Genomic DNA, 25,516 nt, shown 5'->3' with positions numbered 1-25,516 from the left:
GCCGCGCGCGGTCGCGCTTCACGCTTCCCGCCCGAGGCACAGCATCGGGCCACCTCGGCGCCCCCGCGCACGGGGCGCGCCAAGGACGACGGGCGATTGCGCGCGCTTCGCGCTTGCGGTCCGGGGCCTTGCCGCGGGCCGCGCGGCTACATGAGCAGGCGGTCCTCGACCTCGGCGATGCCGGCGCGGGCGCAGGCGTCGTCCTCCGGGCCGCCCGGCGCGCCGGAGATGCCGACGCCGCCGACGATCGATCCGGCGGCTTCCACCGGCACGCCGCCGCCGAGGAAGACATAGCCAGGCAGATGGCGGATCGCGCTGTTGATCTGCCCCGCCTGGGTCAGGGCGTTGAGCTGTTCGGTCGAGGTGCGGAAGGACACCGCCGCGCGCGCCTTGGCCGCCGCCGTGTCGGGCGTATGCGCGCCGGCCAGCGCGTCGCGCAGCAGCACCTGCGTGACGCCGAAGCGGTCCACCACCGCGACGGCGACCTGGAAGCCGCGGTCCTGGCACGCCTTCAGCGCCGCCCGCGCGAGGTCGAGCGCAAGCGACGGCGCCATGACGCGGAAAGTGGTGAAGTCCTGCGCGCGCGACGGCACCGCCACGGCGGTCGCGGCGAGGACGGCGGCGGCGAGCATGATCCTCTTCATGGGCGTCTCTCCTGTTCGGGTCCTTCGGGAAGTCTCGCCAGCAGCGATTCGGCCTGCTGCCAGAAGAAGAGGTCGGCCTGGTAGCCGATGATGCGACCGACCTCGCGCCCGTCCGCGACCAGCACGAAGGTCGGCGTGAAGCGCCAGTTCACGAGGTGGCGCAGGTCCTCGGGCAGGCCTTGCGCCACGTCCACGCGCCGCAGCGGCGCGCGCCGGCCCAGGTCCGAAAGGTTCCACGACTGCTGTCCCACCTCGCGCAGCCAGCGCCGGCACCAGGGGCAGTCGTGGCGTTCCAACATCACGAGCCGTGCCGCCGCCTCCGCCGCCTGCGCGCGCAGGGCGACCAGGAGCAGCGGCAGCAGGGCGCGGCGTCGCATCGCGGCTACTGCGCGCCGGCCGCTTGGCGCAGGTAGGCGATCAGGTCGTTGAGCTGCTGCTCGCTGCGCAGGCCCGCAAACGCCATTGACCCCGCCGGCACGATGCCCTTCGGGTCGGCGATGTAGGCGCGCAGCGTAGCCTCGTTCCAGGTCAGTCCCTCGGCCGACTTCGCGCGCATCGGCGCCGAGTATCGGAAGCCCTCGATGCTGCCGGCGCGCCGGCCGAAGACGCCATGCAGGTTGGGCCCGACGCCGTTCCGCCCGCCCTGGTCGACCGTGTGGCAGGCGCGGCACTGGTTGAAGACACGCTGGCCCGCCGCAGCGTCCTGCGCCGAGGCGACGGCCGGCGCGGTAAGCAGCGCGAGCGCGAGAAGGGCGGGGCGAAGTTGCATCGGGCTTCCTCCAGTTCGCGCGTGTACCGGATTGGGTATGGACTGGTGTGGCGCGTTTGCATTAGTCTTCGCTAAAATATTTTTCCCGACAAGAGGGCAGCGGAGGATATGACGTCGATGAATGTCAGGCAGATCCTGCCGTTTCTGTTGCTTGCGGTGGCTCCCGCGCTCGCGCAGACGTCCGACCCGGCCGTGCTCGCCGGTGCCTGCCAGGGCTGCCATGGCGTCGCCGGACAAGGCTCGCACGGCATTCCGCTGATCAAGGACGCGCACAGCCGCGCCGAGTTCGTCGCGCTGCTCCAGGCCTTCCGCGCCAACCAGCGCGAGGCGACCGTGATGGGGCGGATCGCGCGCGGCTACACGGACGAGCAGATCGCCCTGCTCGCCGCCCACTACGCCCGCGCGCAGTAGGGGGAGGACACCGTCATGACCATCTCCCGCCGCGCCCTGCTGGCCGCCGTCCCGGTCGCGCTCGCCACGCCGCGCCTCGCCTTCGCGCAAGCCGGCGCGGGCCGCGTCGTCATCATCGGCGGCGGCTTCGGCGGCGCTTCCGCCGCACGGTTCGCCCGTGACCGCTTCCCCGCGCTCGACATCACGCTGATCGAGCGCAGCCAGACCTTCACCACCTGCCCCTACGGCAACCTCGTGCTCGCTGGCCGGCGCACCGTCGAGAGCATCACCTTCGGCTACGACCGCCTCGCGGCGCGCGGCGTGCGCGTGGTGCACCAGAGCGTCACGGCGGTCGATCCCGCCGGCAGGCGCGTGCGCCTCGCCGACGGCACCGACGTGCCTTACGACCGTCTGGTGATGTCGCCCGGCATCGACCTGCGCTGGGGCGCGATCGAGGGCTATGACGAGGCTGCCAGCGCGCGCATGCCGCACGGCTGGATCCCGTCGCTGCAGCCGATCACGCTGCTCGCGCGCCAACTCCAGGAGATGCCCGACGGCGGCACCTTCGTCATGGCGATCCCGGACAACCCCTTCCGCTGCCCGCCCGGCCCCTATGAGCGGATCAGCATGGTTGCGGAATACCTCAAGCAGGCCAAGCCGCGCAGCAAGCTGATCGCGCTCGACGCCAAGAACGGCTTCTCCAAGCAGCCGCTGTTCCAGGACGCGTGGGAGGAGCTCTATCCCGGCATCGTCGAATGGCGCGGCGCCTCGAGCGACGGGCGGGTGATGCGCGTGCATCCCGCGACGATGGAGGTGGAAACCGAGTTCGGCGAGAAGGTGAAGGGCGCCGTCGTCAACGTCATCCCGCCGCAGATGGCCGCGAGGATCGCGCGCGACGCGGGACTGGCCAACCAGTCCGGCTGGTGCCCGGTGAAGCCTGCCACCTTCGAGAGCGCACAGGTCGAGGGCATCTGGGTGCTCGGCGACGCGACCATCGCCGCGCCGATGCCGAAGTCGGGCTTCGCCGCATCCTCCCACGCCAAGCACGCGATCGCCTGCATCGCGGCGTCGCTGGCGGGCCGCGCGCCGCCGGCCGCGACCTTCTTCAACACCTGCTACAGCCATGTCGGACCGGACTACGGCATCTCCATCGTGGGCGTGTACCGCCCTGGCCCGACGTCGCTGGTGGAGGTGGAAGGATCGGGCGGCATCAGCCCGCGCAACGCGACCATGTCGCCGCAGCGGCGCCGCGAGCACCGTCATCTCGAAGCGCTCTACGCCGACGGCTGGTACGAGAGCATCACGAACGAGATGTTCGGCTGACCGCGCCGGACTGTCCGATGGAGCAGACATGACGACGAGACAGCACACGGAACGGCCGTCGCGCCGCGGCTTGCTCCGCGCGGCGGCCGGCGCGGGCGCGGCCGCGGGCCTCGGTGGCGGGGGCGCCATCGCGCTCGCCGCCGGCAATCCCGAGAACCAGCCGCCCAACCTGCCCGAATGGAGCCGCAGCCTCGGGCCTGGCGTGATCGAGGAGACCTACGGCACGCGCAGCCGGCACGAGACGGCGGTACGTCGCTACGTGCCCTGGCTGACGCCGGACCGCATCTCCTCGGTCTCCTTCACGCCGCTCGCGGAGATGCACGGCATCATCACGCCCTCCGGCCTGCATTTCGAACGCCACCATGGCGGCGTGCCGGACATCGACCCGGCCGACTACCGGCTGATGATCCACGGCATGGTGGAGCGCCCGCTGGTCTTCACGCTCGAGGACCTGAAGAGGATGCCCTCGGTCAGCCGGATCCACTTCATCGAATGCCCTGCCAATGGCGGCATGGAATGGCGCGGGGCGCAGATGTCGGGCGTGCAGTTCACGCACGGCATGCTCTCCTGCTCGGAATGGACAGGCGTGCCGCTCAAGGCGCTGCTCGCGCAGGCGGGGCTGCGCAGCGGCGCCTCCTGGCTGTTGGCGGAGGCCTCGGACGCCTCGCATCTCGCGCGGTCGATCCCGCTGGCCAAGGCGCTCGACGACGCCATCGTCGCCTTCGGTCAGAACGGGGAGGCTGTGCGCCCGCAGCAGGGCTATCCCGTGCGCCTGGTGCTGCCCGGCTACGAGGGCAACATGTGGATCAAGTGGATCCGCCGCATCGAGGTCGGCGATCGTCCCTGGTTCACGCGCTGGGAGACGCGCACCTACACGGACCTGATGCCGGACGGGCTGTCGCGCCAGTTCACCTTCGTCAACGAGGTGAATTCGGTCATCACCCAGCCCTGCCCGGAGAAGCCGCTGCGCGGCCGGCCGGGCTTCGTCGAGATCTCCGGCCTGGCCTGGTCGGGCGCGGGGCGCGTCACGCGCGTGGATGTCTCGGTCGATGGCGGCGACACCTGGCGCACCGCCGCGCTGCAGGATCCGGTGCTGCCCAAGGCGCTGACGCGGTTCCGCATACCGTGGGAATGGCGGGAGGGGCAGACCGCCTACCTGCAGAGCCGCGCGATGGACGAGACCGGCCGCGTGCAGCCGACCATCACGGAGCTGCGCCGCGCGCGGGGCACCGAGAGCATCTATCACAAGAACAGCATCCACACCTGGCTGGTCGATCGCGAAGGGACGGTGGTCAATGTCCAGATCGATGCGTAAGGCGGTCGCGATCGGCGCCCCGCTGCTCGCGCTCGCGGGCTTCGCGATCGCGCAGCAGGCGCCGCAGCCCGCGCCCGCCCAAACCGACATCGCGGCACTGTATCGCCCGTTCCAGGCGCCGCCGGGGGAACGGACCCGCGCGGACGTCGCCTGGCCGGCGCCGGCGATCGCGCCCGGCGTGCTGCCCGCACCGATCCCGGGCGTCGGCCGCGCCGCGACCGCAGCCGAGGTCGCGGGCTGGGACATCGCGGTGCGCGGGGATGGCCACAATCTGCCGCCAGGCCGCGGCACGGTGAAGGAGGGTGAGGATCTGTTCGCCACCCATTGCGCGGCCTGCCACGGCGATTTCGGCGAGGGGCTGGACCGCTGGCCGGCGCTGATGGGCGGGCGCGACAGCCTGCGCAGCGACCAGCCGCGGCGCACCGTGGGGTCCTTCTGGCAGCACGCGCCGGGCGTCTTCGACTACATCCGCCGCGCCATGCCCTATGCGGCGCCGCAAAGCCTGACGAACGACGAGTACTACGCGCTGACGGCCTATGTCCTGTTCATCAACGAGCTGATCGGCGAGGAGGTCGTGATCGACCGCGACAGCCTGCCGCGCGTGCAGATGCCGAACCGCGACGGCTTCGTGCTGGAGGCGCGGCCCGATACGCCGAATGCCGCCTGCATGACGAATTGCCGCCAGGGCCGCCCGGTCACCGTCACCATGGACAGCCGGCAATTCGTGCCGCCCGGTTCGGAATCGGGAACCGCCGAGCCGCAATAGCCGCCGGATATCACTGGGAGGGGGACGGGAGACATGAAGCGGAAGGTCGGTCGCCGCGGCGGGATCGCTGCGCTCGCCGCCATGGGCGCGGTGACGCCCGCGGCGGCGCAGGTCAGCGGCCCGCGCGAGAAGGTCGTCTATCATCTCAACCAGCCGGGCGGGGAGGAGTTCGCCTTCTATCGGCAGTTCCTCGTGAACGTCGCCAACCACCTCACCGTGCTCACGCCGGGGCAGTTCGACTTCCGCGTCGTCATGCACGGGCCGGGCGTGAACCTGTTGCGCATCGCGGCGAAGCACGACCCGCAGGTGGCCGCCCGGATCGACGAGCTGAAGCTCGCCGGCGTGCGCTTCGAGATCTGCCGCATCACTCTGCGCAATAGCAACATCCGGATCGAGGAGCTCTACGACGCCGGCGAGGACGACCTGGTACCAAGCGGCGTGGGGCAGCTCGGCCGGCTGCAATGGGACGGCTTCGCCTACATCAAGATCTGATGCCCGGGGCACAAGGGCCGGCCCTTGCGCGCTGGGTGTCGCGCGTGGGGCCATGGTGGCCCGGCGCAGACGGTTCGGTCGTCAGGATAACTCGGCACGCCGCGCTTCTTCGCCGCTACCGAGAGCGTTGCCGCGCCGAGTTCGAGGGTGGCGGCGAAGATGCCCTGGCAATCGGGACGCAAACGGGACCCCCGATCGGCGTGCGGAAAGGACGCGTTTCGTTTGCGCGAGCACACGCGGGTTGGCTGGCGCCGAGCCGTAGGCGCAGCGCCGGGCAACCCGGGCGCGGCGGCACCGCCGGTGGGGGATCAGGCGCCGTTCTTGAACCGCCAGCTGTCGTTGCCGGCTTCGACGATGTCGCAGCGATGTGTCAGGCGATCGAGCAGCACTGTGATCATCTTGGCGTCGCCGAACACGCTCAGCCATTCGCCAAAGGCAAGGGTAGTCGTCACCGGGGTCGAGGTCTGCTCGTACAGCCGGCTGACCAGGCGGAACAGCAACTGCCCGTCCGATTGCGCGAACGGCAGGTCGCCGACCTCGTCGCACAACGAGATCGACGCGACAGAGATGGTCGGCCATAGCGAGGGCCGCGCAGCGCCTCGAACACGCGCATCAGTGTCAACCGCTCCCGGCTCGCCCGACCCGCATTCTCCTTCAGCAGGCAGTCCAACTCGCCACGCCACGCACCGAGCTTAGGCTGAGGCTGTCCAACTGGGGGGAGCGTACCTTCCGGCGCTACCTTATCCAGCCGGTCCGGGATTCCTGCGCCCGGTCCTTCCAGGAGAATCGAAGGGCGCTTGCGCGGTCGGCCTGAGGATTCGGGCTGACGCGCCCCGTGATCAACGACCACGCGTACGCGGAGGGTCGGTTGCGCGACTGTTGTTGAACCGCGGCCGGCGCGTGACATGCGGTGCATCGCCGATGGCCGGAGCCCGCATGGCTGTGTTCCAATTCGTAAGGGGCTTCCACGATCCAATCAGGCGGCACTCGGTGCTGATGCACCGCTCGCTCCTCGAAGACGAGGCGACGAACATCGCCATGAAGGACCGATCGCGGTTCGCAATCCGTCGACCGAAGCAGGGCAACTTCAACTTCCGATGGCCTGTTGCATGGACCCCCCGCCGAAGTCGTTGCTATTGTTGAACGACGCCTGGGCGCGGCGCAGGATTGCGCAGACCTTGGAGGGTGGCGGAGATGTGTGCACAGCCGACGCATGGTGGCGCGCCTGTCGCGCCATCCGCGGCCGCGACAATGGTCGGGACCGCTTCTCTCGAACGCCTGCGCCGCCTGGCCATTCTGAGCAAGGCCTCCGAGGATTCCCTGCGACACGCGGCCGAGGTCGCCTCCTGGCGCAGCTATGGTCCCGGCGGGTTGATCCTCGACCTTGAAGATGCCTCGAGCGACGTCTGGTTCGTGCTGGAAGGCGCGGTGCGCATCCAGGTCCGAACGCCTGCGGGGCGCGAACTCATTCTCACCGACATTCCCGCCGGTGGCATGTTCGGCGAGATCGCGGCGATCGATGGCGCACCACGCACGGCCGCCGCGACCGCGCTCGTGAAGTCGAGCCTCTGCATGCTGCCGGCGGCGGCCTTTCTCGATGCGGCCTGCAGCACGCCGGCGGCGTGCCGCGATCTGCTGCGGCACGTGACGGAGATCCTGAGGCGTCAATCGAAGCGCCTGCTCGAGCGCGAGGCGCTGCCGGTGCGCCTGCGCGTTCATGCCGAGCTGCTGCGCCTTTCGCGCCCGCGCACCGGGAATGACGGCCGGACCTCCGGAGAGGAGCGGGTGATCAGCCCGCCCCCGCGTCAGCACGTGCTCGCCGCGCGGATCGGCGCACGACGGGAGGCGGTTTCGCGCGAGTTCGGGGAGTTGATGCGCCAAGGCACCATCGCCCGGGAACGCGGCGGCATCGTCATCCGGCGCCCGGATGCGCTCCGTCGCGCACTGGACGCCGAGCTGGAGGCCGAGACCGATCTCTGATGCCGGCCGGCCGGCCGGCCCTTCGGCCCGCTCGGCAGCGGGTGACGCGTTCCGCACGTGGCCGCAGCGTCCTGTGCGCGTTCGCACCGAATTGCGTCATCGAAGGGCTCACCGTCCTCGTGCCGCTTCGACGAATTCATCGTCGGGCGAGGAAGGAGGACTCCAAGATGTTCGTCAGAGACAGCGCTATCCGCTTCGCCTTCGTCGCGGGGGCTCTCCTGAGCAACCCCGTCCTTGCGCAGGACCGCTTCGCCGTGTGGGAGAACGGCGACGTCATCTATGTCGGTCCGGAGGACCCGCGCGCCCGCGGCGCCTTTTCGGCAGCGCCGGGCCCCAAGGCGCCGCTCGTCTCGGTGACCGAGGGGTGGGGCGAGAGCGCGCACACCTATTCCGTCGAGGTGACCCGCGCGCCGGTGCTCCCGCATGCGAGTGCCTTCGACTCCGCCCCGATGCGCTTCGAGCCCAGGGGGGAGGAGCGGCCTCTCGTGACGTTCGAGAGCGGATCGCCGTGACGATGGCCTCGCGGCGGCCGCGCGACCGAGATGCCGCGCGGCCGCCGGAAAGGGCCGGGTGATCCTGCCGGCGCGCGCTTCGCGTCGGATCCCGCGCCGACCTCCTGCGCCCGGCCTGATCAGCGGCCGGGCGCCCCTTCCTGGATGCTCGTCCTGGTCATGTCCGATGCGCGGTGCAGCGCCGTCACGTCCCGGTCGTGAACAGATCGTCGGGCAGCGGCTCATTCCATGCAGCGACCAGCTTGCCGTCCGATCGCCGGTAGCCGCGCAATTGCAGGGTCGTCGGATTGGGCCAGGGCTCGGGCGGCAAGGTGGCGACGATCGGGATGGTATCGCCCGTGACCTTCAGCGATGCGCTGGCCCAGCCATCGAGGAGAACGTCGAGGCGGTCGATTCCACGTACCGACACGGGCGCGGTGATGATGCCGGCGTCCCGCTTCAGGGGACCGGCGGGCTTCAGGCAATACCGCTCCTCCTTCTTGCTGCCGAGCATGGCGGCGGCCTTCTGGAGCAACCCGAGATTGCGGCCCAGGACATCCGACCTGCTCATCGTGTAGCGGTCGTCAGGTTCGACGCCGCGGTCCTCCAGCTCCATCCCGGGATTGAGCTCGCCGACGCGCAGGGTTCGCCGGAGGGCGAAGCGAATGTCGCCGCGGCCGGCGACCAGGGTACCAAGCGGCCAATCCTCCTCCGCATCGGGGAACTGGTTGTGCAGTTCCGAATGCGTGATGACCTGGGCGCCGCCGGCGCCGGTCAAACCGTCGGTGCCCAGCACGGCGCCGATCCCGTGGTCCTGGAAGCCGGCGGCGAAGATATCGGACGTGCTGTAGGAGAGCGCATTGACGATGAGCACCACGGGGCCCTGGTAGCGCTGGCCGATAGCGTTGGCGAAGACGGGCGCCGTCATCGGGAAGGCTGCGGAATAGGTGGCGCCGGTCTCCAGCGCGCGTTCGACCGAGACGCTCCACTCCCCGAAGGCGGGCAAGCGGCGGCAGAACTCCGCGGTGAGCGGCGTGCTGATGAACTGGGCAGGCGCCGGCTGGATGTGCCGCGGCGTCAGCGTCTGGAGGATGCACTCGCCATGCGCGACCAGGCCCCCCGGATTGTCGCGGATATCGATGATGAGCCCATCCTCCGGCATGACCCCGAGCAGCCGGATGAACTCGTCAACGAGCTTCTCCCTTGTCTGGAACGTGTAGATGCGGATGTAGCCGTACAGCCCTTCCTCCGTCCGGAGTTTCGCAGCCCGGAATACGCCCGGAAGCATGGTATCCACTTCCGTGAGGCCATCCTCGTCCGAGACGGCCCGGTCCTGGCGCAGCCAGCTCGTCTTCTCGCTTGCCGGCTTCCTCGACCGCTGCGCAAGGCGCGAGAAGTTCTCGCGCCGGAGAAGCCTCACCTGATCGATTTCGTAGTCCAGCGCCTCGACGATGGGCCGGCCGTCGACGGGAAGATCATCCTTCCCTTCCACTTCGGCCACCCGCCATTCCTCCACCAGCTCGTGGGCGCTTCCGTCCCTCGCGAGGTAACGCAGGGCGACCCGCGCATCGTCGGGCGGCGGCGACTTGGCGAGAGGGCGCATCGTCAGCCGGGCCACGCCGCGCGCCCGGCGCGCTTCGGGATTGCTTCCGGCGTTGCGCTCTCCGGACAGTTCCACGGCGCGATCGATCGGCACGTTGTTCCAGTGTGTCACCACGACGCCGCGCTCGAAGCTCTGCGGAGCGCTGAACCAGGACAGCCCATCGATGATGTTGGAGACGAGATACCGATGTTCGCCGTTCTCGATGCAGCCTTCGATCTGGAAGGGGAGAAATGCGATCGCCTGGTCGAAGGGCGCGGGCAGCACGTACATCGTATGCAGGTCCCGCATCGAGGTCATGATCTCGCTCAGTTCCCGATGGAACCACATGTCGTCGGGGAGCGAGGCACCGCGGTCCACGCCGTTCGCCTCCATCTTCCGTCGGATCCGCATGGCCAGGAGCCGCAGGCGACGCACGGGATCGACGGCATAGAGGGCGCGCTTCGGGGGCAGATGGACATAGAGCCCCTCGAGCACCTTGATCGCCTCGCTGACCAGGGTGTCGCATTCGTTGAGGCAAAGCGGCGTCCGACGGGCCAGGAAATCGTCCAGCAATGCCGCATTCTCGAGCTCAACCTTCGCCGGCATGTTGCCCTCCTCCGACGATGTCTCGTCCGCGGACGGCCCGCGCCCCTCGAGTCAGGCGGGGGCTTCATTATTTCGATTTCGACTCATATATCGCCGAACCTGACATCCGCAACCGAGTTTGTCGGCGAATGGAAACAAACCATTCTATCCGGGTGATGCATCCACATAGACTGGGCGCTGCCGCGTTCGCGCGCGGAGGGGAGCGGAAGCGCCGCGGCGGGACTCGCAAGGAGGCAACGGGCGATGCTCTGCGCCAGCTGCGGTGGCCATAGTGCCGACGGGAATCGCTTCTGCGACGCCTGTGGCGCTCCATTGCCGACCCGCTGCGTGGTGTGCGGCCACGTCAGCCGCCCCGGCGCCCGGTTCTGCGGCGGCTGCGGCCGCGCCCTCGCGGGCGACGAGGGCGCCGACAATGCGGGGCTTCACGAGGCCGGCGAGACCGAAGGGGCCGTCGCCAGGCCCTTTCCTTCACCCCTGGCAACGTTGCTGAACTCGCGCTTCGCCCGGGAGGGCGAACGGAAGCAGGTGACGGTTCTCTTCGCCGACATCCGGGATTCCACGGCGCTGATCCAAGACCTCGATCCCGAGCAGGCCATCCGCCGGCTGGAGCCGGGCCTCACAGCCATGGCGGAGGCGGTGCACCGCTATGGCGGCACGGTCAACCGCTGGCAGGGCGACGGGATGATGGCGGTGTTCGGTGCCCCGCTCGCCTTCGAGGATCATGCCGTCCGGGCCTGCTTCGCCGCGCAGGAGATGATCGCGGCGGCCTCGCGCCTCGGGGAGGCCTCCGTCGAGCTGCGCGTCGGACTCAATTCCGGTGAGGTGGTGGTGCGTGCCAGGGGCCATGATCTGTCGCTCGAATACGAGGCGGTCGGGCCCACCACCCATCTCGCGAGCCGCATGGAGCAGTTGGCGCAGCCGGGCACGGCATGTCTCACGGCTCGCACGGCGCGTCTTGTCAGCGGGTTCGTGCAATTGCGGTCGCGCGGGCCGGTCGAGGTGAAGGGAACGTCACGGCCCGTCGAGGTGTTCGAACTGGTGAGCACGGCCGGCCAGACACGCTGGCAGGTCCGGTCGTCCGCGCATCGGCTGACGCCCTTCGTCGGGCGTGGCACGGAGGCAGCGATCCTGACGGATGCGCTGCGACGCTTCGAGGCCGGCCGTGGGCAGGTCGTCGCCATCTCGGGCGAGGCGGGCATGGGCAAGTCCCGCCTGGCCCATGAGTTCCTGCGCGACACCGGCTTCATGGCCGCGACCCTGGTCTCGGCGGCAGCCATGCCGCATGACCGGCACACGCCCTACAGGCTGATCGCCGAACTGCTGTCCGATTGGCTTGGCGTCGGCGTGGACGATACCCAGTTGACCATCGATGCGAAGCTCGCCGAGGCGCTGGCGGCGCTCGGTCGGTCCGATTCCCTTGAACACGCGGCGCTGCGTTCGCTCCTGGCGCTGCCCATCCCGGATGCCGCATGGTCTGGCCTCGACCCCGCGCACCGGCGCCGCGTCACCCACGATGCCCTGCGCGCCCTCGTGTTGCGCGCCGCCGCCTCCCGCCCCGTCATCCTGCTCATCGAGGACATGCACTGGGCGGATGCCGAAAGCCGGTCGGTGATCGATGCGGTGATCGACAGTCTTGGCGGCGCGAGGGTCCTGATCATCGCGACCTATCGGCCCGAGTTCGAGAACCGCTGGTCGCGGCTCAGCTACTTTTCGCTGGTGCAGCTCGGCCCGCTGGACCGGGACGCCTCCGATCGCCTGCTGCGGAACCTGATCGGCGGCACGCCGGAGCTGAGCAGCCTGCGCGAGCGCATGATCGAACAGACGGGCGGGACGCCGCTCTTCCTCGAGGAGATCGCCCGCTCCCTGGTCGAGACCGGCGTGCTGGTCAGCGAACCGCAGCGCTTTCGCCTGACGCGCAGCGCCGAGGACGTGGAGATCCCGGATTCGGTGCAGAGCGTCATCGCGGCGCGCATCGACGGGCTGCCGAGCGAGGCGCGGACCCTGCTCCAGGTGGCCTCGATCATCGGCAAGGACGTGCCGGTTGCCCTGCTCCGCGCGATCGCCGGCATGGGGCCGGATCAGCTCGCGCGGCTCCTGCAGGAGCTGCAGGCGCAGGAGTTCCTCTACGAGCACGGCGGCATGCCCGGCGTGGAATACACCTTCAAGCATGCACTGACCCACACCGTCGCCTACGACAGCATGCTCCAGCGCCATCGGCGTGCTCTTCACCGCCAGGCGCTCGCAGCCATCGAGGCGAGCTTCGCCGAGAGGATCGACGAGTTCACGGAGCGGCTGGCCGATCACGCGCTGCGCGGCGAGGTCTGGGACAAGGCCACCGCCTACGCATTCAAGGCGGGCCAGAAGGCCAACGCGCATTCCGCGCACCGCGCTGCCGCCACCTTCTTCCGACGCGCCCTTGACGCAGCGGTCCACCTGCCTGCCGATCGCGGCAACGCCGAGCTGTGCATCGACATCCGCCTGGGGCTGCGCGTCGCTCTCGCGGCGAGCGCCGACCTGGAGGAGGTGCTTGGCCACCTCGCCGAGGCGGAGACGCTGGCCCGGGCGATCGGCGACGAGCGGCGCCTCATGCAGATCGTCATCAGCCGGTCGACGATCCAATCCAACTTCGGCGGGCTCGATGTGGCGGTGGAGGCCGGCAGGCAGGGAAGGGCTCTCGCGGAGCGCCTGGGCGACATCTCCTCCTTCATCAGCTCGGGCTTCGCGCTTGGCCAGGCCTTTTGGAGCCGAGGCGATTTCGCCGCAGCCGAGCAGATCCTCACCACCACGCTCGAGCGGGCGACCGAGGACCAGCGCCGCGGCCAGTCCGCGACCACCGGCACGGCGTCGGTCATGTGCCTGGTCTCGCTCTCCCATGTTCAGAGCTTTCTCGGGCGTTGGAAGCAGGCTCTGGCGCGAGCGGGCGAGGCGCTCGATCTCGCGGAAGCTACGAAGCGCCCCTACGATCTAAGCTATACCCAGGCGGCGCTCGGCCTCGCGCACCTCATGGGCGGGGCGATCGATGCGGCGATACCGCTACTCGAGGACTCCCTCCGGATCGCGCGCGCCAATGAGATTGTGCTTCTGATGCCGCATGCGGCGCGCTATCTCGGCCGCGCCTACGCCCTTTCCGGACGCCCCGATCCGGCCATTCCTCTGCTCGAGGAAGCGATCGTCCAGGCCCGCTCGCACAAGCTTGCGGCACTGGAAGGCTGGTGCACCGCGTCGCTCGCCCTCGCCCACCACGTGGCCGGCGCCGATGGCGAGGCGGAGCGCCACGCCGCGGCGGCGGCGGAGTTGGCGCACCGCTATGGCTACCGTCCGCTCGCTGCCCATGCGACCCGACTCATCGGTGAGATCGGCTCCGCGCAGGAGGGCGATGCAGCGGCGTTGCAGCGAGCCGAGGCCGCATTCCGCGAAGCCCTCGGCCTGGCCCGCACGATCGGCATGCGGCCTGAACTCGCCGAGAGCCAGTTCGGATTGGGGCGGCTGCTGGCGCGCCAGGGCCGCGGCGTCGAAGCGACAGAAGCACTGACCATGGCGGCCGAAGAGTACCGGGGCTGCGGCATGGCTGCGGCGGCCGAGAGGGCGGAAGCGGCTCTTGTCGGTCTCGGCCTTCGCATCGGCGTGGATACGGACATCCTGCACGGCGACTGCGGAGACGCGCCGCGGTAGCCCGGCAAGGGCGCGACTCATTGGTTGACCAACATATAATCTGGTGCGATTGTGAAACGGATGATCGCGAAACGTGGGCCGGCGACGTCCATGGTCGTGGCCGGATGGACCCATCGCGACGCAACCGCGCCTTCGCGACGGAGATTGGATCCATGCCTCTGGAACCTATCACGCTCGGCTCCTTCAAGCTCCTCTTCGCCCTGGCCAAGGCCGATCCGGCATTCCGGCGCAGCCTGCTCGATGATACGGCGACGGCGCTGAGAGGGCAGGGCCTGCGACCCGAGCCGCAATGGGTGATCTTCTTCGACAGCCTGACGGAGGCGAACTTCGAAGCGCGGATGAGCGCTGCCGCAGCCACGCTCGATGCCGAGGCCAGGGGCTGACCACACGCCCCACGCGGCGGGCCGTGGCGGTGTCCTGCTGGCCTCGCTGCCACTGGCCTCGGCGCGCTACCCGAGCCTGGCACTCGGGCTGCTGAAATCGGGCATCGCGGCGAGGGGCATTCCCTGTGACGTGCGCTACTTTTCGCTCGACTACGTCGCGTCGGTCGGAAGCGAGACGTTCTCCTGTCTCACCGATACCGCCTACCACACGAGCATGGTCGGGGAATGGGTATTCGCACGGGCCGCGCGGATGCCATCCGCCGCAGATGAGGCGGCGGATCTCGGCTTTCTGACGCATGTCTTCCGGGCCGTCTGCCCGGAGCGCGAATACGTGGCCAGGCTGCTGCTGATCCTGGCTGCCCGCGAAGGCGCCGAGGCGTTCATCGAGCATTGCGCCGCATCGATCGACTGGGATCGCTATGCCGTCCTTGGCCTGTCCACCGCGTTCCAGCAGAACATGGCGACGCTGGCTTTCGCCCGCCGGGTGAAGGAGCGCGCTCCGCATGTGCTGATCGTCCTGGGCGGGCCGAACTGCCAGGGCGAGATGGGCGTCGAGCTGCATCGCCGCTATCCCTTCATCGATGTCGTCTGCCTCGGCGAGGGCGACCGTACCTTCCCCGAACTGGTGTGCCGGCACCTGGCGCGGGAAGATCTCGCAGGGCTGCCCGGCATGGTCATCCGCTCGGCGGAGGGGCAGACGAGCCTGCCCAGGATCGACGCGGATCGGATCAGCGATCTCGATACGCTGCCTTATCCCGATCTCGATGACTTCTATGCCCAGCGGGCCGCCACTGCAGCGGAACCGCACGCCGTGCCGGCCGTCATCTTTGAAGCGGCGCGCGGCTGCTGGTGGGGCGCCAAGCATCACTGCACCTTCTGCGGGCTGAACGGGCGCTCCATGGCCTATCGCAGCAAGTCGCAGCGCCGCGCCTACGATGAGCTGGCACACCTCGTCGCGCGCCACGGCGGTGACGTCGTCACGACGGACGCGATCCTCGATCTTCGCTATTTCGAGGAGTTTCTGCCGCTGCTCGCAAGCCAAGGCCCGGATGCGAGCATCTACTGGCAGATGAAGGCGAATCTGCGCCCGGACCAGATGGAGCTTCTTGCGCAGGCGGGGGTGCGGCGCATCCAGCCCGGCATCGAGGCGCTGGACACCGAGCTCCTGACGCTGATGCGCAAGGGCTGCACCATGCTTCAGAACGTCCAGACCCTGAAGATGGCTGCGGAGTTCGGCATCTCGGTCGCCTGGAACCTGCTCTACGGCTTTCCCGGCGAGAGCGAAGCCGCCTATGCGCGGACAGCACGCCTGATCCCGCTTCTGCGCCATCTGCAGCCGCCGAACGACACGGGGCGCGCCCTGGCCGATCGGTTCAGTCCGTACTTCGAGCGGCCGGCCGCATTCGGCGTCACGCTCCGGCCCTGTGCCGGGTACCGCTACATCTACCCGTTCGGTGACGAAGGCGTCGGCAGGCTCGCCTATCATTTCGACATGCATTCCGACGCGCTGGACCGGATAGAGTCAGTCGTGGCGCCGATGAAGACGGAGCAGACGAGCTGGAACCTCCATCATGCGGAGAGTGCGCTCCATGCCTGCGACGAGAATGGGGTGTTGGTGGTGCACGACGAGCGCTGGGGGTGGCCGCGACAGACGACGACGCTCGTCGGTTGCGAAGCGGCGGTCGCCAGGCTCTGCTGGCGAATAACCCCGGAGCACGAGATTCGCGCCCGGCTTGCCGGAGAGTTCGGCGCAGCCCAGGTGCGGAATGCGATGGCGACCCTGCTGCAGCGCGGTTTTCTTGTCGAAGAGGACGGGGCTGCATTGGCACTCTTCCTGACCGGGCCTGGGCGGCGACGCGCGCTGAACCGCGCCAGGCTTGCCAGGGGCGGCACGATGCCTGGCACAGGAACGGCATGCAGCAGCGGGGCGACCGAGGTGTCGGAATTCGGCTCCGACCTTACGCGGTAGTCGCCTCCATCGGGCCTGACATGGGCGTCGATCGCCGTCCGGATGCGCAGAATCGCAGCGGCCGCCGCCTCGCCATGCGCCGCAAAGATCGCTTCGGGCGCACAGCCGAGCCAGTGCACGTCAGGGGGCCAAGCCGATGACGCGGATCGAGCCATCCCAGGCCGTGTCGCACCCGCACCCGCGCCGAAGAACCCCGATGCCGCGGGGCAACGGCATGCGAGCATATCCGATGGTCGCGTGAGCCCGTGCGCGGACCGCTGTTCACGCTTTCGCGTCCCCTGGCGCGATCTCGGAAGCGCCCCCACCTGCCTCGCGGCACTGCTGCCTGTCAGCCAATCACCAGGAGCGAGCTTGATGAGCACGTCACCCGAGTACATCCCGCCCAGCATCTGGCGCTGGAACACAGCCAATGGCGGACGATTCGCGAACATCAACCGGCCGGTCGCGGGACCGACACACGAGAAGGACCTGCCGATCGGTCATCATCCCCTGCAGCTCTATTCGCTCGCCACGCCGAACGGCGTGAAGGTCACTGTCATGCTCGAGGAACTCCTGGCCCTCGGCCATGCGGGGGCGGAATACGATGCGTGGCTCATCCGCATCGGCGAAGGCCAGCAGTTCGGCAGCGGCTTCGTCGCCGTCAACCCCAACTCGAAGATCCCGGCTCTGCTCGACCGCAGCGGACCGAAGCCGGTCAGGGTATTCGAGTCCGGCGCCATCCTCGTCCACCTCGCCGAGAAGTTCGGTGCCTTCCTGCCGACCGACGGCGCCGCGCGGGCGGAATGCCTCTCCTGGCTGTTCTGGCAGATGGGCAGCGCACCCTACCTTGGCGGTGGCTTCGGGCACTTCTACGCCTATGCCCCGACGAAGATGGAATATCCGATCGATCGGTTCGCGATGGAGGTGAAGCGCCAGCTCGACGTGCTCGACCGGCGCCTGGCCGAGACCACCTATGTGGCAGGTCCCGACTACACTATCGCGGACATGGCGATCTGGCCGTGGTATGGCGGGCTGGCAAAGGGTTGGCTCTACGGCGCCGCCGAGTTCCTCGACGTGCAATCCTACCGGCATGTGCAGCGTTGGGCCGACATGATCGGTGAGCGGCCGGCCGTGCAGCGGGGACGGATGGTCAACCGTGTCCAGGGCGATCCGGCCAGCCAGCTCTGGGAACGCCACGACGCCGGCGACTTCGACACGAGAACGCAGGACAAGCTGATGGCGGCCGACTGATGCCGCCGCGCCTTGTCGGCAACGCTATCGGCAAGGCGCGGCGACATGGCATGCGGGGCTGTCGAGGCGGCCGAGGCCATGCTGGCAGAGGTCGGCAGATGGCTCGCGACGGGAGTGTCGCGGGCACCTGGAGCGGTCTTCGTTCAGGCACCTCGGGATCGGCATCTCGCCGTCCCCGGGGACGACCTATGGCCGACTCATCAGCTCGGCCCGGCCGAGCGAGAGGTAAAGCATCGCCAACGACACGCCGAAGCCGAGGTCGAAGGCCGCGAGCCACAGGAAGCCAGGGGCCCCGCCCAGCGCCAGGACCACGTAGAGCAGCGCGAAGCCGAACCGGCCCAGGATGCCAACCAGATTGGGCCACCGCGCCCGTGCCGGCTCCTGGTAGCCCGGCAGGTAGAGCGCGGCCACCAGCAGGAGCATCCCGCCCCAGGCGCTCACCCAGCCCGGCTGCAGCGTCCCGCCGAGCCCGAGGAGCGCCGAGAGCCAGCCCGGCGCCAGGACCGCCGCGACGCCGATCACCCCCTGCAGCACCAGATTGACACCGAGGACGCGACGGAAGGCGGCGCGTCGCGCCGCGGCCTCGCTCTGCATCCAACCCAGGCTGAGCGTCTGGTCCACCTGCGTCTCCTCCTTGCCCACATCCCGTCAGAACGTCCTGAGATACGCCAGCAACGCGTCGCGTTCGGCCTGGCCGAGGCGCGTCCCGTAGTCGTGGCCGCCATTTCCGTTGCCGGGCTGGCGCGTGTCGAAGCAGAAGCGCCCGCGCGTGCGCCGGGCCGCCTCCAGGCAAGCCTCCCCGGTTTCGAAGGTCTCGGAGCGGAAGCCGCCGCGCGTACGGTCCAGCGTGTCGTCGCCGCGCAGGAAGAAGCGGGGTCGCTCCGCGGCGGGCAGCAGCAGGGCCTCGAGCGTCGGTACCGAGCCGTTGTGCAGATAGGGGCCGCGCAGCCATAGCCCGTCGAGCGGGTGGTTGGCGTAGCCGTCCGTCTTGACGAAGGCGGTGAGGCCGAGGACGCGGTGCTGCATGGACATGAAGTCCGGCGTGTAGGAATCGAGCCGCGCGCGATCCGTCGCGATTTCGGCGATGGGCGTGACGCGGCCCAGGCGGTCGCCGCGGAACACGTGGCGGGCGCCGTCATGATGGCCGTGGCAGGCGGCGCAATGCTGCCGGTAGATCCTGCTCCCCTCCGTCACCGCCCCCGCATCGGCCGTCGCGCGCATGGGGCTCGGCGGCGCCGGCAGGTCGAGCAGCCAGGTCGCGACGCGCCGGATGGAGGCATGGTCGGCTTCGGTCGCGCGGTCGAGCCGTAGGCCGGCGCCGACGGCCGCGGAGAGGTTCCGCTCGGCGAGCGACGGGTTGTTGCCGTCCCAGTGCAGCTGCATGCCCTGCCGCTCGCGCTGGTGGAAGACCGTCGGGAAATCGGCGGCGCCGATCCACTGTTCCGGCGCGCCGCTGCCGGCACGCTGGCCAAGCTGCACCACCTTGTAGGGGTTGAAGGTGTCGACCCGCCCAGGCCCCCAGGCCGGCTGCATGGCCAGCAGCGGCGCCAGTTGCGCGCGGCGTTCCAGCAGGCCCTCACGCAGGTTCGGCGCGACGACGAAGCGCCAGAGCAGCCGGTCCACCAGGCCGAGCCGCGTCCCGCCCGCCTCGATCGCTTCGAGCAGCGGATCCGGGGCGAGGCGCGGGTCTGCGGCGATGGACACGACGAAGGCGACGAAGCGGTGGAAGTCGAGGTTGTTCGAGGTCATGCCCACGACGATGCGGCGTGGCCCGTCCTCCCTCTCCCGCACCGTGCCTGTGTGGCAGACGGCGCAGTTGAACCACACCATCTCCACCCCACGCACCTCCCGCCGGGCGATGCCGATGGGCAGGTCGCGCGGCGCTGCGCTGCCGGCCGAGACCGGCTCGTAGAGGAAGCCAAAGACTGCGTAGGGGCCTTCCCCGCCTGCGCGCGCCGCCGCCTGCTGCGCCGCGTCGCCGAACACCTCGGGAAAGAGGCGCGGCAGGGCCTGCCAGGCGAGGTAGGGGATCCCGCTGTCGCGCTCGGCGCCGATCGAGCCGTACTTGAAGTGGTCCAGTTCGCTGGCGAAAGTCGGCGTGCGGTCGCCACGCAGGAAGCGCGGTCCATGCCAGGCCGCGATCGCGATCACCGCCAGCCCGAGCATGAGCGCGAGCAGCAGCAGCAGGCCCAACGGCAGGGTCAGGCGGCGGCGCCTCGCCAGCGCCATCTCCACCGCGGTGACGGGGGCGGCGCGCGGCATGGCTAGGGCTCCGACGGCCGGGGCACGCGCAGCGCCGGCCGCGGGCGATAGACCGAGACGATCTCCTCGAGCATTGCCTCGCGGCTCGGGAAGCGCGATTCCTCGTAGCAGCCCATGGGGTTCTTCGGCGCGTTCATCAGGCACTTGTTGCAATAGGTGCAGGGCCGCTCGGGCCGCTCGCGCCCCGCCCGCCAGTGCTGCGGCAGGTCGGGATTGGCAACGAGGGAACGCGCGATCGCCACCGCGTCGAACGCCCCGGAGGCAAGCCCGGCACGCACGACGGATGCGCTCTGGTAGCCGCCCGTGCTGATCACCGGGATGGAGACGGCGGCGCGGATCGCCCGCGCCTCGTCGATGCTGATCGCCTCGTTCGGCCGGCCACGCTTGTGGCGGAACCAGAGCCAGCGGAACAGCGGCCGCAATGCCGGGTAGCGAAAGAAGAGGAAGTTGCGGAACCCGTCGATGCCCGAAGAGATCATCGCGTCGTAGGTCACCGCCAGCACCTCGAGAGGCAGCTCGCCAGGCGGGTTCAGCGGGTGCGGAAAGAGCGAGCCGGTCGAGACGTGGATCGCATCCGCGCCGACCGCCTCGCACCAGCGCGCGACGGCGATCGTGTCCTGCAGCGTGTTGCCCTTGCCTTCCCAGGGCAGGATGTCGTTGCGGTCCACCGCGCTGAGCTTGACCTGCAGATGGAAGCCACGGCCGACTCTGGCGCGGATCGCCTCGATGACCTCGAGCAGGAACCGCGCACGGTTGGTCAGCGAGCCGCCGTAGCGGTCCGTCCGGTCGTTGATCCCGGAGCTGAGGAACTGCGTGAACAGGTAGCCGTTCGCCGCGTGCAGCTCCACCCCGTCGAGCCCGGCCTCCCTCGCCCGCCAGGCAGCGCGGGCAAAGGCGGCGACCAGGCGTTCTATCTCCCCGGTGCCCATCGCGCGGCAGAGGAAGCCGTGAAGGGATTCCTTGCGGCCGGTCGCGCTCGGCGCCGGGCGGTCCTGGTTGTGGATGCCGGGCAGGTCCATCTGCCGGCCGGAATGGCTGAGCTGGAGGATGAAGTGGCAGTCGAAGGCATGCACCGCCTCCCCGAGCTTCTGCCAGAGCGGGATGAACTCGTCCCTGTGGATGGTGGCGTAGCCCGCGATGATGCGCCCCTCCATCGCCACCGGGACATAGGAGGAAATGATCGCGCCGACGCCGCCCCGGGCGAAGCGGCTCTCCCAGTTGATGCGTGTCTGGGTCAGCGATCCGTCCTCGTTGTCGAAGCGGCCGGAGATGTTGGAACGGAAGACGCGGTTCTTCACCGTCAGGTTGCGGAAGCGCAGCGGCGCGAAGATGGGATCGGCCTCGTCGGCCGTCGGCCCCTTGGCGGCGAGGGAGGCGGCGCTCATGACCGCGCCTCGGTCAAGGTCATCGCGCTCGCGCGTTCCCACACCGCCGCCAGCAGGGCCGGCACCCAGGCATGGGCCGGGCAGGCGCTCCAGGCGCCGGTCAGGAAGGCGATGTCCCGCCGCGAGCTGCGGGTGCGCGCTGCCTCGAGGTCGAGCAGCACGAGGGTGCCGGGGCGGAACGCACCCTGGGCGGTCTCGCCCATGGCCTCGGCCCGGCGCAGCACGCGCGCGGGCGCGACGAGGCAGCGCGATGCGGCCTCCGGTCCCGCCACGCTCCGCAGTGCAGCCGGTCCCGCCGCCAGCGCGGCCATGCGCACGAATGACTCCACCAGATGGTGCACGGCGATGCCGACCGCATGCAGCGCCGCCGGGTCCCGCGCCACCGCCTCGGCGAGGCTTGCGCGCGCCGCCTCGATGCTGCCGTCGAGCCTCCAGCGCAGGCGGCGGAGCGGATTGAAGCTGCGCACCGCGGCATCGAGGAGCAGTGCAGCCTGCCAGGTGTCCGCGGTGCCGGCGAAGTCAGGGCGGAACAGGCGCCCGATCGCGGTCTGCGCCACCGGACCGAACGCCGCGCGATCCGCCCCGTGCAGCACGCCTTCCGCGAGACGGTCGAGCGTCCCCGGATCGCAGGGTGCCTCGGCCGCGCGCGCCGTGACCGTTGCCTCCAGCAGTTGCCGCGCCGGGGCGCCACCGTCCTCGTCGCGCGGTGCGACGGGCGGAAGCGGCCTGCCGTCCAGAACCAGAACGCGGCGGATGCGGCCGGCCAGCAGCCGGTTGAGCAGCGGGCCGGACGCGCTGAAGCGGCGATCGAGCCGCGGCTCGGCCGCGAGCGCCGCAATGCCCGCAGGGTCGTCGCAGACCAGGAGGTCTGCGAGCCACGGCAGCCGGATCGCGCGCCCCATGGCTCACCCCCCGCCGCGCGCCCAGGGGAAGAACACGTTGCGCGCATCGGCGAAATGCGTGCGCAGCGCCGGGCAATGGCGCTCGAACACGGTGCGCAGGGAGTTGTCGCGCACCCAGTCGAAGCCGGCCGGCGTGTAGACCTCCGGCCGGAAGTCGTCGGTGAAGAAGCGGTCGCTCTTGAGCCGGCGCGACGCCATCAGGATGAAGATGCGGAAGGCGGTATCGGAGAAGCCGAAGCCGGGCGGCGTGCCATAGCGGCTGTTCTGGCTCTCGGCCATCATGCCGACCTGCAGGTCCACCTTCTCCACGCTGCCATAGATCGCCCGGAGCTCGCGCTGCCAGTCGGGGTTGTCGGTCAGCTCGTCGAAGTCCCGCGGCACATGGGCCTGGATACGGCGGCGGAAGGCGCAATATCGCGGCACGCCGCGCTCCCGGTCGCGCAGGATATCCACGGTCGCGATGTCGAGATGCACGCCATGCTCGTCGAGCCGGTCCAGGCGGCGCAGCCCGTTCGGGAAGTTGTGCAGCACCAGCGCCCCCGGATGGCTGGTCGCTAGCGAGTAGACGACGTCGTCGAACGGCAGTTGCTCGTGGATCTCCCGCGCCTGGCCGCCGGCGACCTTGGGCAGATCGCGGCGGAAGGCCTCGGAATCGTCGAAGCTGCGGCGGAAGGAGAATTCGTCGGGCATCAGCGAGTGCAGCCGGTAGACCGCCGCGAACTCCTCCGTCATCGCGTAGGGCGCGGTGTGATGGTCGGCCGGCGATCCGGGTATGCCCGACAGGATCTCGCCCTGTCCGACACGCCCATGGGCGCGATTGTACGCCTCGCCGAGCAGGCCCCAGAAATTGCCGCGCATCGCCATGCGGCCTTCCGGCGAGTTCATCAGCGCCGGCGTCCACTCGACGGTGTGGATCTTCGCCAGGAGGGCCGCATTCGCCAGCCGTGCCTTCTGGAACAGCCACTCGCCGTCCTTGTCCGGATGGTCGATGCGCAGGCGATCCACGATCGCGTTGTGCTCCCGCGCAAAGAGCGTGTGCAGGACCGACAGGCCGATCCACCAGTTGCCGTTCACGCCGGCCAGTTCGAGATGGGGGCTCGCCTTGCCGCGGAGCGTTCGATCCTCGATCGGCAGCAGCCCGTTCGGCTCGAGATGGAGCTTGCCGTCGGCGCGCGCCAGGCCCGTCGCGGGGTCGCGCCGCACCAGGTCCTGTCGCGCCTGGGAGGATCCGTAGATCTGCGACGCGTCCCACCAGCTCGTCTCGACATTGGTGTAGGCCGTCGGTCGCCCGGCATCGGTGGCATTCGGCGGATCGGGGTCGGTCGGCAGCACGGCCATCCGACCTTCCGGCCAGGTATCGCCCGGCGGCAGCGGCACGTCGTGCGGGGTGGCTTCCTTGTCGTTGGAGCCGTGGCTCAACCAGTCATGCACCATGAACTGGATCCAGGCCGCAGCCAGGAGGTTCAGGTGCGGCACGGGCACGAATTCCCGCCGCGCCAGCAGCTCATTGCTGATCAGACGCGGGCTGGGTTCGAAGAGCTCCGGTGCACGCTCGCCGAAGACATCGGCGATCGGCATGTTGCGCCCGAAGCGCGCGCCGGCCATGCCCATCCAGGGCTGTGCGAGGTCATTGAACGAGCCATCCGCCGTCCGCATGCCACGCACGTCGAACCCCGCCGGCGGGGAAACGCGCGGCGGCTCCGTTTCCATGTCCGTCAGATTCTCGCGCCGCATGGTGACGCGGTGACCGACGATGATCGGGACTGCGACAAGGAACGGCCAATGGTACCAGGGCCGCGAGCGACTTGTCGCCGAAGCAAGCCAAGCCAGAAGACGATCCGTCAGCGATGCTGCCATGGCGTCCCCACACGGCGTTCCCACCCGACCGTGGGTTACAAGACCTTCATGCGTGACGATACGAGATCGCATCGAGGTGCGGCAATAAATATGAGCGAGCTTGAGAGGGGAATTCCGGCGCAGGGCGAAGCGTGATCCACGAGGCATCACCCTGCCGGCCCACCTTCGATGGCGCGCCGAGCCGGCCGCAGCGGCCACCTACGCAACGCTCCAGCCCCCGGGGAGCCGCCCTGTTGTCAGCAATCGCGGCGCGGCATGGCGCGGGCATGCCCGCGGCTGCCCATCGGAGGCAGCGGGCCGTTGCTTGTCGGCCCCGCAACCACAGCCAGCCCAGCCCCGCAGGGGCTGCCCCCAGGGCAACGACAGTGCGAGCGTCTGGCTCGCCTCAATCGAGCCGCGCACCCGAGAGCGCGACCAGGTCCCTCCACACCGGAGCCTGGCTGCGGATGAAGGCGGCGAGGGTGTCGGGGCTCTCATCCCAGACCGGCGTGAAGCCGAGCGGCATCAGCTTCTCGCGGTAGTCGGGCCGACGCACGGCGCCGACCGTCGCGCGATGCAGCGCCAGCATGACCGGCGCCGGCGTGCCCGCTGCACCGGAAATGCAGTACCAGAATTCCATGTCCATGCCGGAGCCCGGCAGCAGTTCCGCCATGCCCGGCGTCTGCTCAAGCCCCGGGACATAGGTGACCCGCTGCTGGCTGCCGACGGCGAGCGCGCGCAGCCGTCCCTCCCGCACATGGGGGATGAGGGCCGGGATGCCGTCGAACAGGATGTCCACCTGTCCGCCGAGCAGGTCGTTGAGGCTCGGGGAGAGGCCGCGATAGGGCACGTGGGTGATGTCGATATCCGCGGAGCGCATCAGCTTCGACAGGCTGAGATGGCTGATCGTGCCGAGGCCCGAGGAACCGGCGGTGATCTGCCCCGGCCGTCGCTTCGCATCGGCGACGAAGTCCTGGAAGTTCCGCCAGGGCTTGTCGGCCCGCGCGACCATCAGCGTCGTGCCGACCGAGACGCGGGAGATGTGCGCGAAATCCGTCAGCCCGTCGAAGGGCATGCCGTTGCGGTAGAGGTACTTGTTCGCGCAGAGGATCGTCGCGCCGCCGAGGAAGAGCGTGTAGCCGTCCGGCGTGCTGCGCGCCACGACCTCGCCGGCGATGTTGCCGCCTGCGCCGGGGCGGTTGTCGATCACGACCGGCTGCCCGCGGAGCAGCGGCGTCATGCGCTCGGCGACCAGGCGCGCGGTGATGTCGGCCGCCCCGCCGGGCGGGAAGGGGACGACAAGGCGCAGCGAGCGGGTGGGGAAATCCTCGGCGCGGGCGATGCCCGGGGCGGCCAGCGCGGCGCCGAGCAGGAGGCGGCGGGTCACGTTCGTCATGGTCTTCTTCTCCCTGTTGCGCGGCGCCTTGGACATGCGCCTTGGATCTCAGAGTCTGTTCGGAAACGCGCCTCTCGGCGCGTTTCCGTGTCCGGCACCGGCCCGCACCCCCAACCCGGCCAC

Annotated in this window: 21 protein-coding genes and 1 pseudogene; 11 read left to right on the top strand and 11 right to left on the bottom strand. The window is 69.7% G+C overall.

Annotated features, from left to right (window positions below):
* Window positions 1-146 precede the first annotated feature (146 nt).
* The 3 genes from GXW74_RS19320 to GXW74_RS19310 are packed head-to-tail and all read right to left on the bottom strand — an operon-like array spanning window position 147 to window position 1,413.
* Window positions 147-644 (bottom strand): GlcG/HbpS family heme-binding protein, encoded by a 498-nt coding sequence (locus GXW74_RS19320; RefSeq protein WP_211848184.1) that lies wholly within the window; start codon window positions 642-644, stop codon window positions 147-149.
* Window positions 641-1,021, bottom strand: a complete 381-nt coding sequence (locus GXW74_RS19315) for a transcriptional regulator (protein WP_211848183.1) — start codon at window positions 1,019-1,021, stop codon at window positions 641-643. Before GXW74_RS19315 ends, GXW74_RS19320 begins: the two co-directional genes overlap by 4 nt.
* 5 nt (window positions 1,022-1,026) lie before the next feature.
* Entirely contained in the window at window positions 1,027-1,413 is a 387-nt protein-coding gene (locus GXW74_RS19310; RefSeq protein WP_211848182.1) for a c-type cytochrome, read from the bottom strand.
* A 117-nt stretch (window positions 1,414-1,530) separates the two neighbouring features.
* Between GXW74_RS19310 and GXW74_RS19305 the strand changes: the two genes are divergently transcribed.
* From GXW74_RS19305 to GXW74_RS19285, 5 genes are read left to right on the top strand one after another with little or no spacing between them, the layout of a single operon-like run.
* The gene (locus GXW74_RS19305; protein WP_211848181.1) at window positions 1,531-1,824 is read left to right on the top strand and encodes a c-type cytochrome; all 294 of its coding nucleotides are present in this window, start codon (window positions 1,531-1,533) and stop codon (window positions 1,822-1,824) included.
* A 15-nt stretch (window positions 1,825-1,839) separates the two neighbouring features.
* On the top strand, window positions 1,840-3,126 hold the full coding sequence (locus GXW74_RS19300) for an NAD(P)/FAD-dependent oxidoreductase (protein ID WP_211848180.1): 1,287 nt from the start codon (window positions 1,840-1,842) through the stop codon (window positions 3,124-3,126).
* A gap of 28 nt (window positions 3,127-3,154) precedes the next feature.
* Window positions 3,155-4,441 (top strand): sulfite dehydrogenase, encoded by a 1,287-nt coding sequence (soxC, locus tag GXW74_RS19295; protein ID WP_211848179.1) that lies wholly within the window; start codon window positions 3,155-3,157, stop codon window positions 4,439-4,441.
* Entirely contained in the window at window positions 4,422-5,207 is a 786-nt protein-coding gene (locus GXW74_RS19290) for a c-type cytochrome (protein WP_211848178.1), read from the top strand. Before soxC ends, GXW74_RS19290 begins: the two co-directional genes overlap by 20 nt.
* Window positions 5,208-5,240: 33 nt before the next feature.
* A complete protein-coding gene (locus tag GXW74_RS19285; RefSeq protein ID WP_211848177.1) occupies window positions 5,241-5,699 on the top strand; it encodes a DsrE family protein in 459 nt (152 codons plus the stop codon).
* Between the two features lie 308 nt (window positions 5,700-6,007).
* Here GXW74_RS19285 and GXW74_RS19280 read toward each other — a convergent pair.
* A pseudogene (locus GXW74_RS19280) lies at window positions 6,008-6,278 on the bottom strand (ATP-binding protein); the annotation flags it as partial.
* A gap of 672 nt (window positions 6,279-6,950) precedes the next feature.
* Here GXW74_RS19280 and GXW74_RS19275 point away from each other — a divergent pair.
* On the top strand, window positions 6,951-7,679 hold the full coding sequence (locus tag GXW74_RS19275; protein WP_211848175.1) for a Crp/Fnr family transcriptional regulator: 729 nt from the start codon (window positions 6,951-6,953) through the stop codon (window positions 7,677-7,679).
* 167 nt (window positions 7,680-7,846) lie between these two features.
* Window positions 7,847-8,191: a hypothetical protein gene (locus tag GXW74_RS19270; protein WP_211848174.1), complete on the top strand. Its 345-nt coding sequence runs from the start codon at window positions 7,847-7,849 to the stop codon at window positions 8,189-8,191.
* Between the two features lie 184 nt (window positions 8,192-8,375).
* Here GXW74_RS19270 and GXW74_RS19265 read toward each other — a convergent pair whose 3' ends face one another.
* Window positions 8,376-10,325 carry a S41 family peptidase gene (locus GXW74_RS19265; protein WP_211848173.1) on the bottom strand — a complete coding sequence of 650 codons (1,950 nt, stop codon included), beginning with the start codon at window positions 10,323-10,325 and terminating at the stop codon, window positions 8,376-8,378.
* Window positions 10,326-10,601: 276 nt separating this feature from the next.
* Here GXW74_RS19265 and GXW74_RS19260 point away from each other — a divergent pair, with 276 nt between their 5' ends.
* The 4 genes from GXW74_RS19260 (at window position 10,602) to yghU (ending at window position 17,612) form a co-directional block, all read left to right on the top strand.
* Window positions 10,602-14,030: an adenylate/guanylate cyclase domain-containing protein gene (locus GXW74_RS19260; RefSeq protein WP_211848172.1), complete on the top strand. Its 3,429-nt coding sequence runs from the start codon at window positions 10,602-10,604 to the stop codon at window positions 14,028-14,030.
* A 152-nt stretch (window positions 14,031-14,182) separates the two neighbouring features.
* Complete coding sequence (locus GXW74_RS19255; protein ID WP_211848171.1) at window positions 14,183-14,413, top strand: hypothetical protein; 231 nt, start codon at window positions 14,183-14,185, stop codon at window positions 14,411-14,413.
* The gene (locus GXW74_RS19250) at window positions 14,394-16,382 is read left to right on the top strand and encodes a RiPP maturation radical SAM C-methyltransferase (protein ID WP_211848170.1); all 1,989 of its coding nucleotides are present in this window, start codon (window positions 14,394-14,396) and stop codon (window positions 16,380-16,382) included. Before GXW74_RS19255 ends, GXW74_RS19250 begins: the two co-directional genes overlap by 20 nt.
* Before the next feature lie 354 nt (window positions 16,383-16,736).
* Window positions 16,737-17,612: a glutathione-dependent disulfide-bond oxidoreductase gene (gene yghU / locus GXW74_RS19245; RefSeq protein ID WP_211848169.1), complete on the top strand. Its 876-nt coding sequence runs from the start codon at window positions 16,737-16,739 to the stop codon at window positions 17,610-17,612.
* A gap of 186 nt (window positions 17,613-17,798) precedes the next feature.
* Here yghU and GXW74_RS19240 read toward each other — a convergent pair whose 3' ends face one another.
* From GXW74_RS19240 to GXW74_RS19215, 6 genes are all read right to left on the bottom strand, one after another.
* Window positions 17,799-18,233, bottom strand: a complete 435-nt coding sequence (locus GXW74_RS19240; protein WP_211848168.1) for a hypothetical protein — start codon at window positions 18,231-18,233, stop codon at window positions 17,799-17,801.
* A gap of 27 nt (window positions 18,234-18,260) precedes the next feature.
* Window positions 18,261-19,874, bottom strand: coding sequence for a c-type cytochrome (locus GXW74_RS19235; protein WP_211848167.1), 1,614 nt, complete (start codon window positions 19,872-19,874; stop codon window positions 18,261-18,263).
* A gap of 2 nt (window positions 19,875-19,876) precedes the next feature.
* Window positions 19,877-21,259: an NADH:flavin oxidoreductase gene (locus GXW74_RS19230; protein WP_211848166.1), complete on the bottom strand. Its 1,383-nt coding sequence runs from the start codon at window positions 21,257-21,259 to the stop codon at window positions 19,877-19,879.
* On the bottom strand, window positions 21,256-22,161 hold the full coding sequence (locus GXW74_RS19225; RefSeq protein ID WP_211848165.1) for a hypothetical protein: 906 nt from the start codon (window positions 22,159-22,161) through the stop codon (window positions 21,256-21,258). The genes GXW74_RS19230 and GXW74_RS19225 overlap by 4 nt, the downstream gene beginning before the upstream one ends.
* A gap of 3 nt (window positions 22,162-22,164) precedes the next feature.
* Window positions 22,165-23,871: a peroxidase family protein gene (locus GXW74_RS19220; RefSeq protein ID WP_246523677.1), complete on the bottom strand. Its 1,707-nt coding sequence runs from the start codon at window positions 23,869-23,871 to the stop codon at window positions 22,165-22,167.
* A 532-nt stretch (window positions 23,872-24,403) separates the two neighbouring features.
* Complete coding sequence (locus GXW74_RS19215; RefSeq protein WP_211848163.1) at window positions 24,404-25,393, bottom strand: Bug family tripartite tricarboxylate transporter substrate binding protein; 990 nt, start codon at window positions 25,391-25,393, stop codon at window positions 24,404-24,406.
* Window positions 25,394-25,516 lie beyond the last annotated feature (123 nt).

It is taken from the genome of Neoroseomonas eburnea, from assembly GCF_018129005.1.
In the GTDB taxonomy this organism is placed as follows: domain Bacteria; phylum Pseudomonadota; class Alphaproteobacteria; order Acetobacterales; family Acetobacteraceae; genus Neoroseomonas; species Neoroseomonas eburnea.
This window is presented reverse-complemented; position numbering and strand designations above follow the sequence as displayed.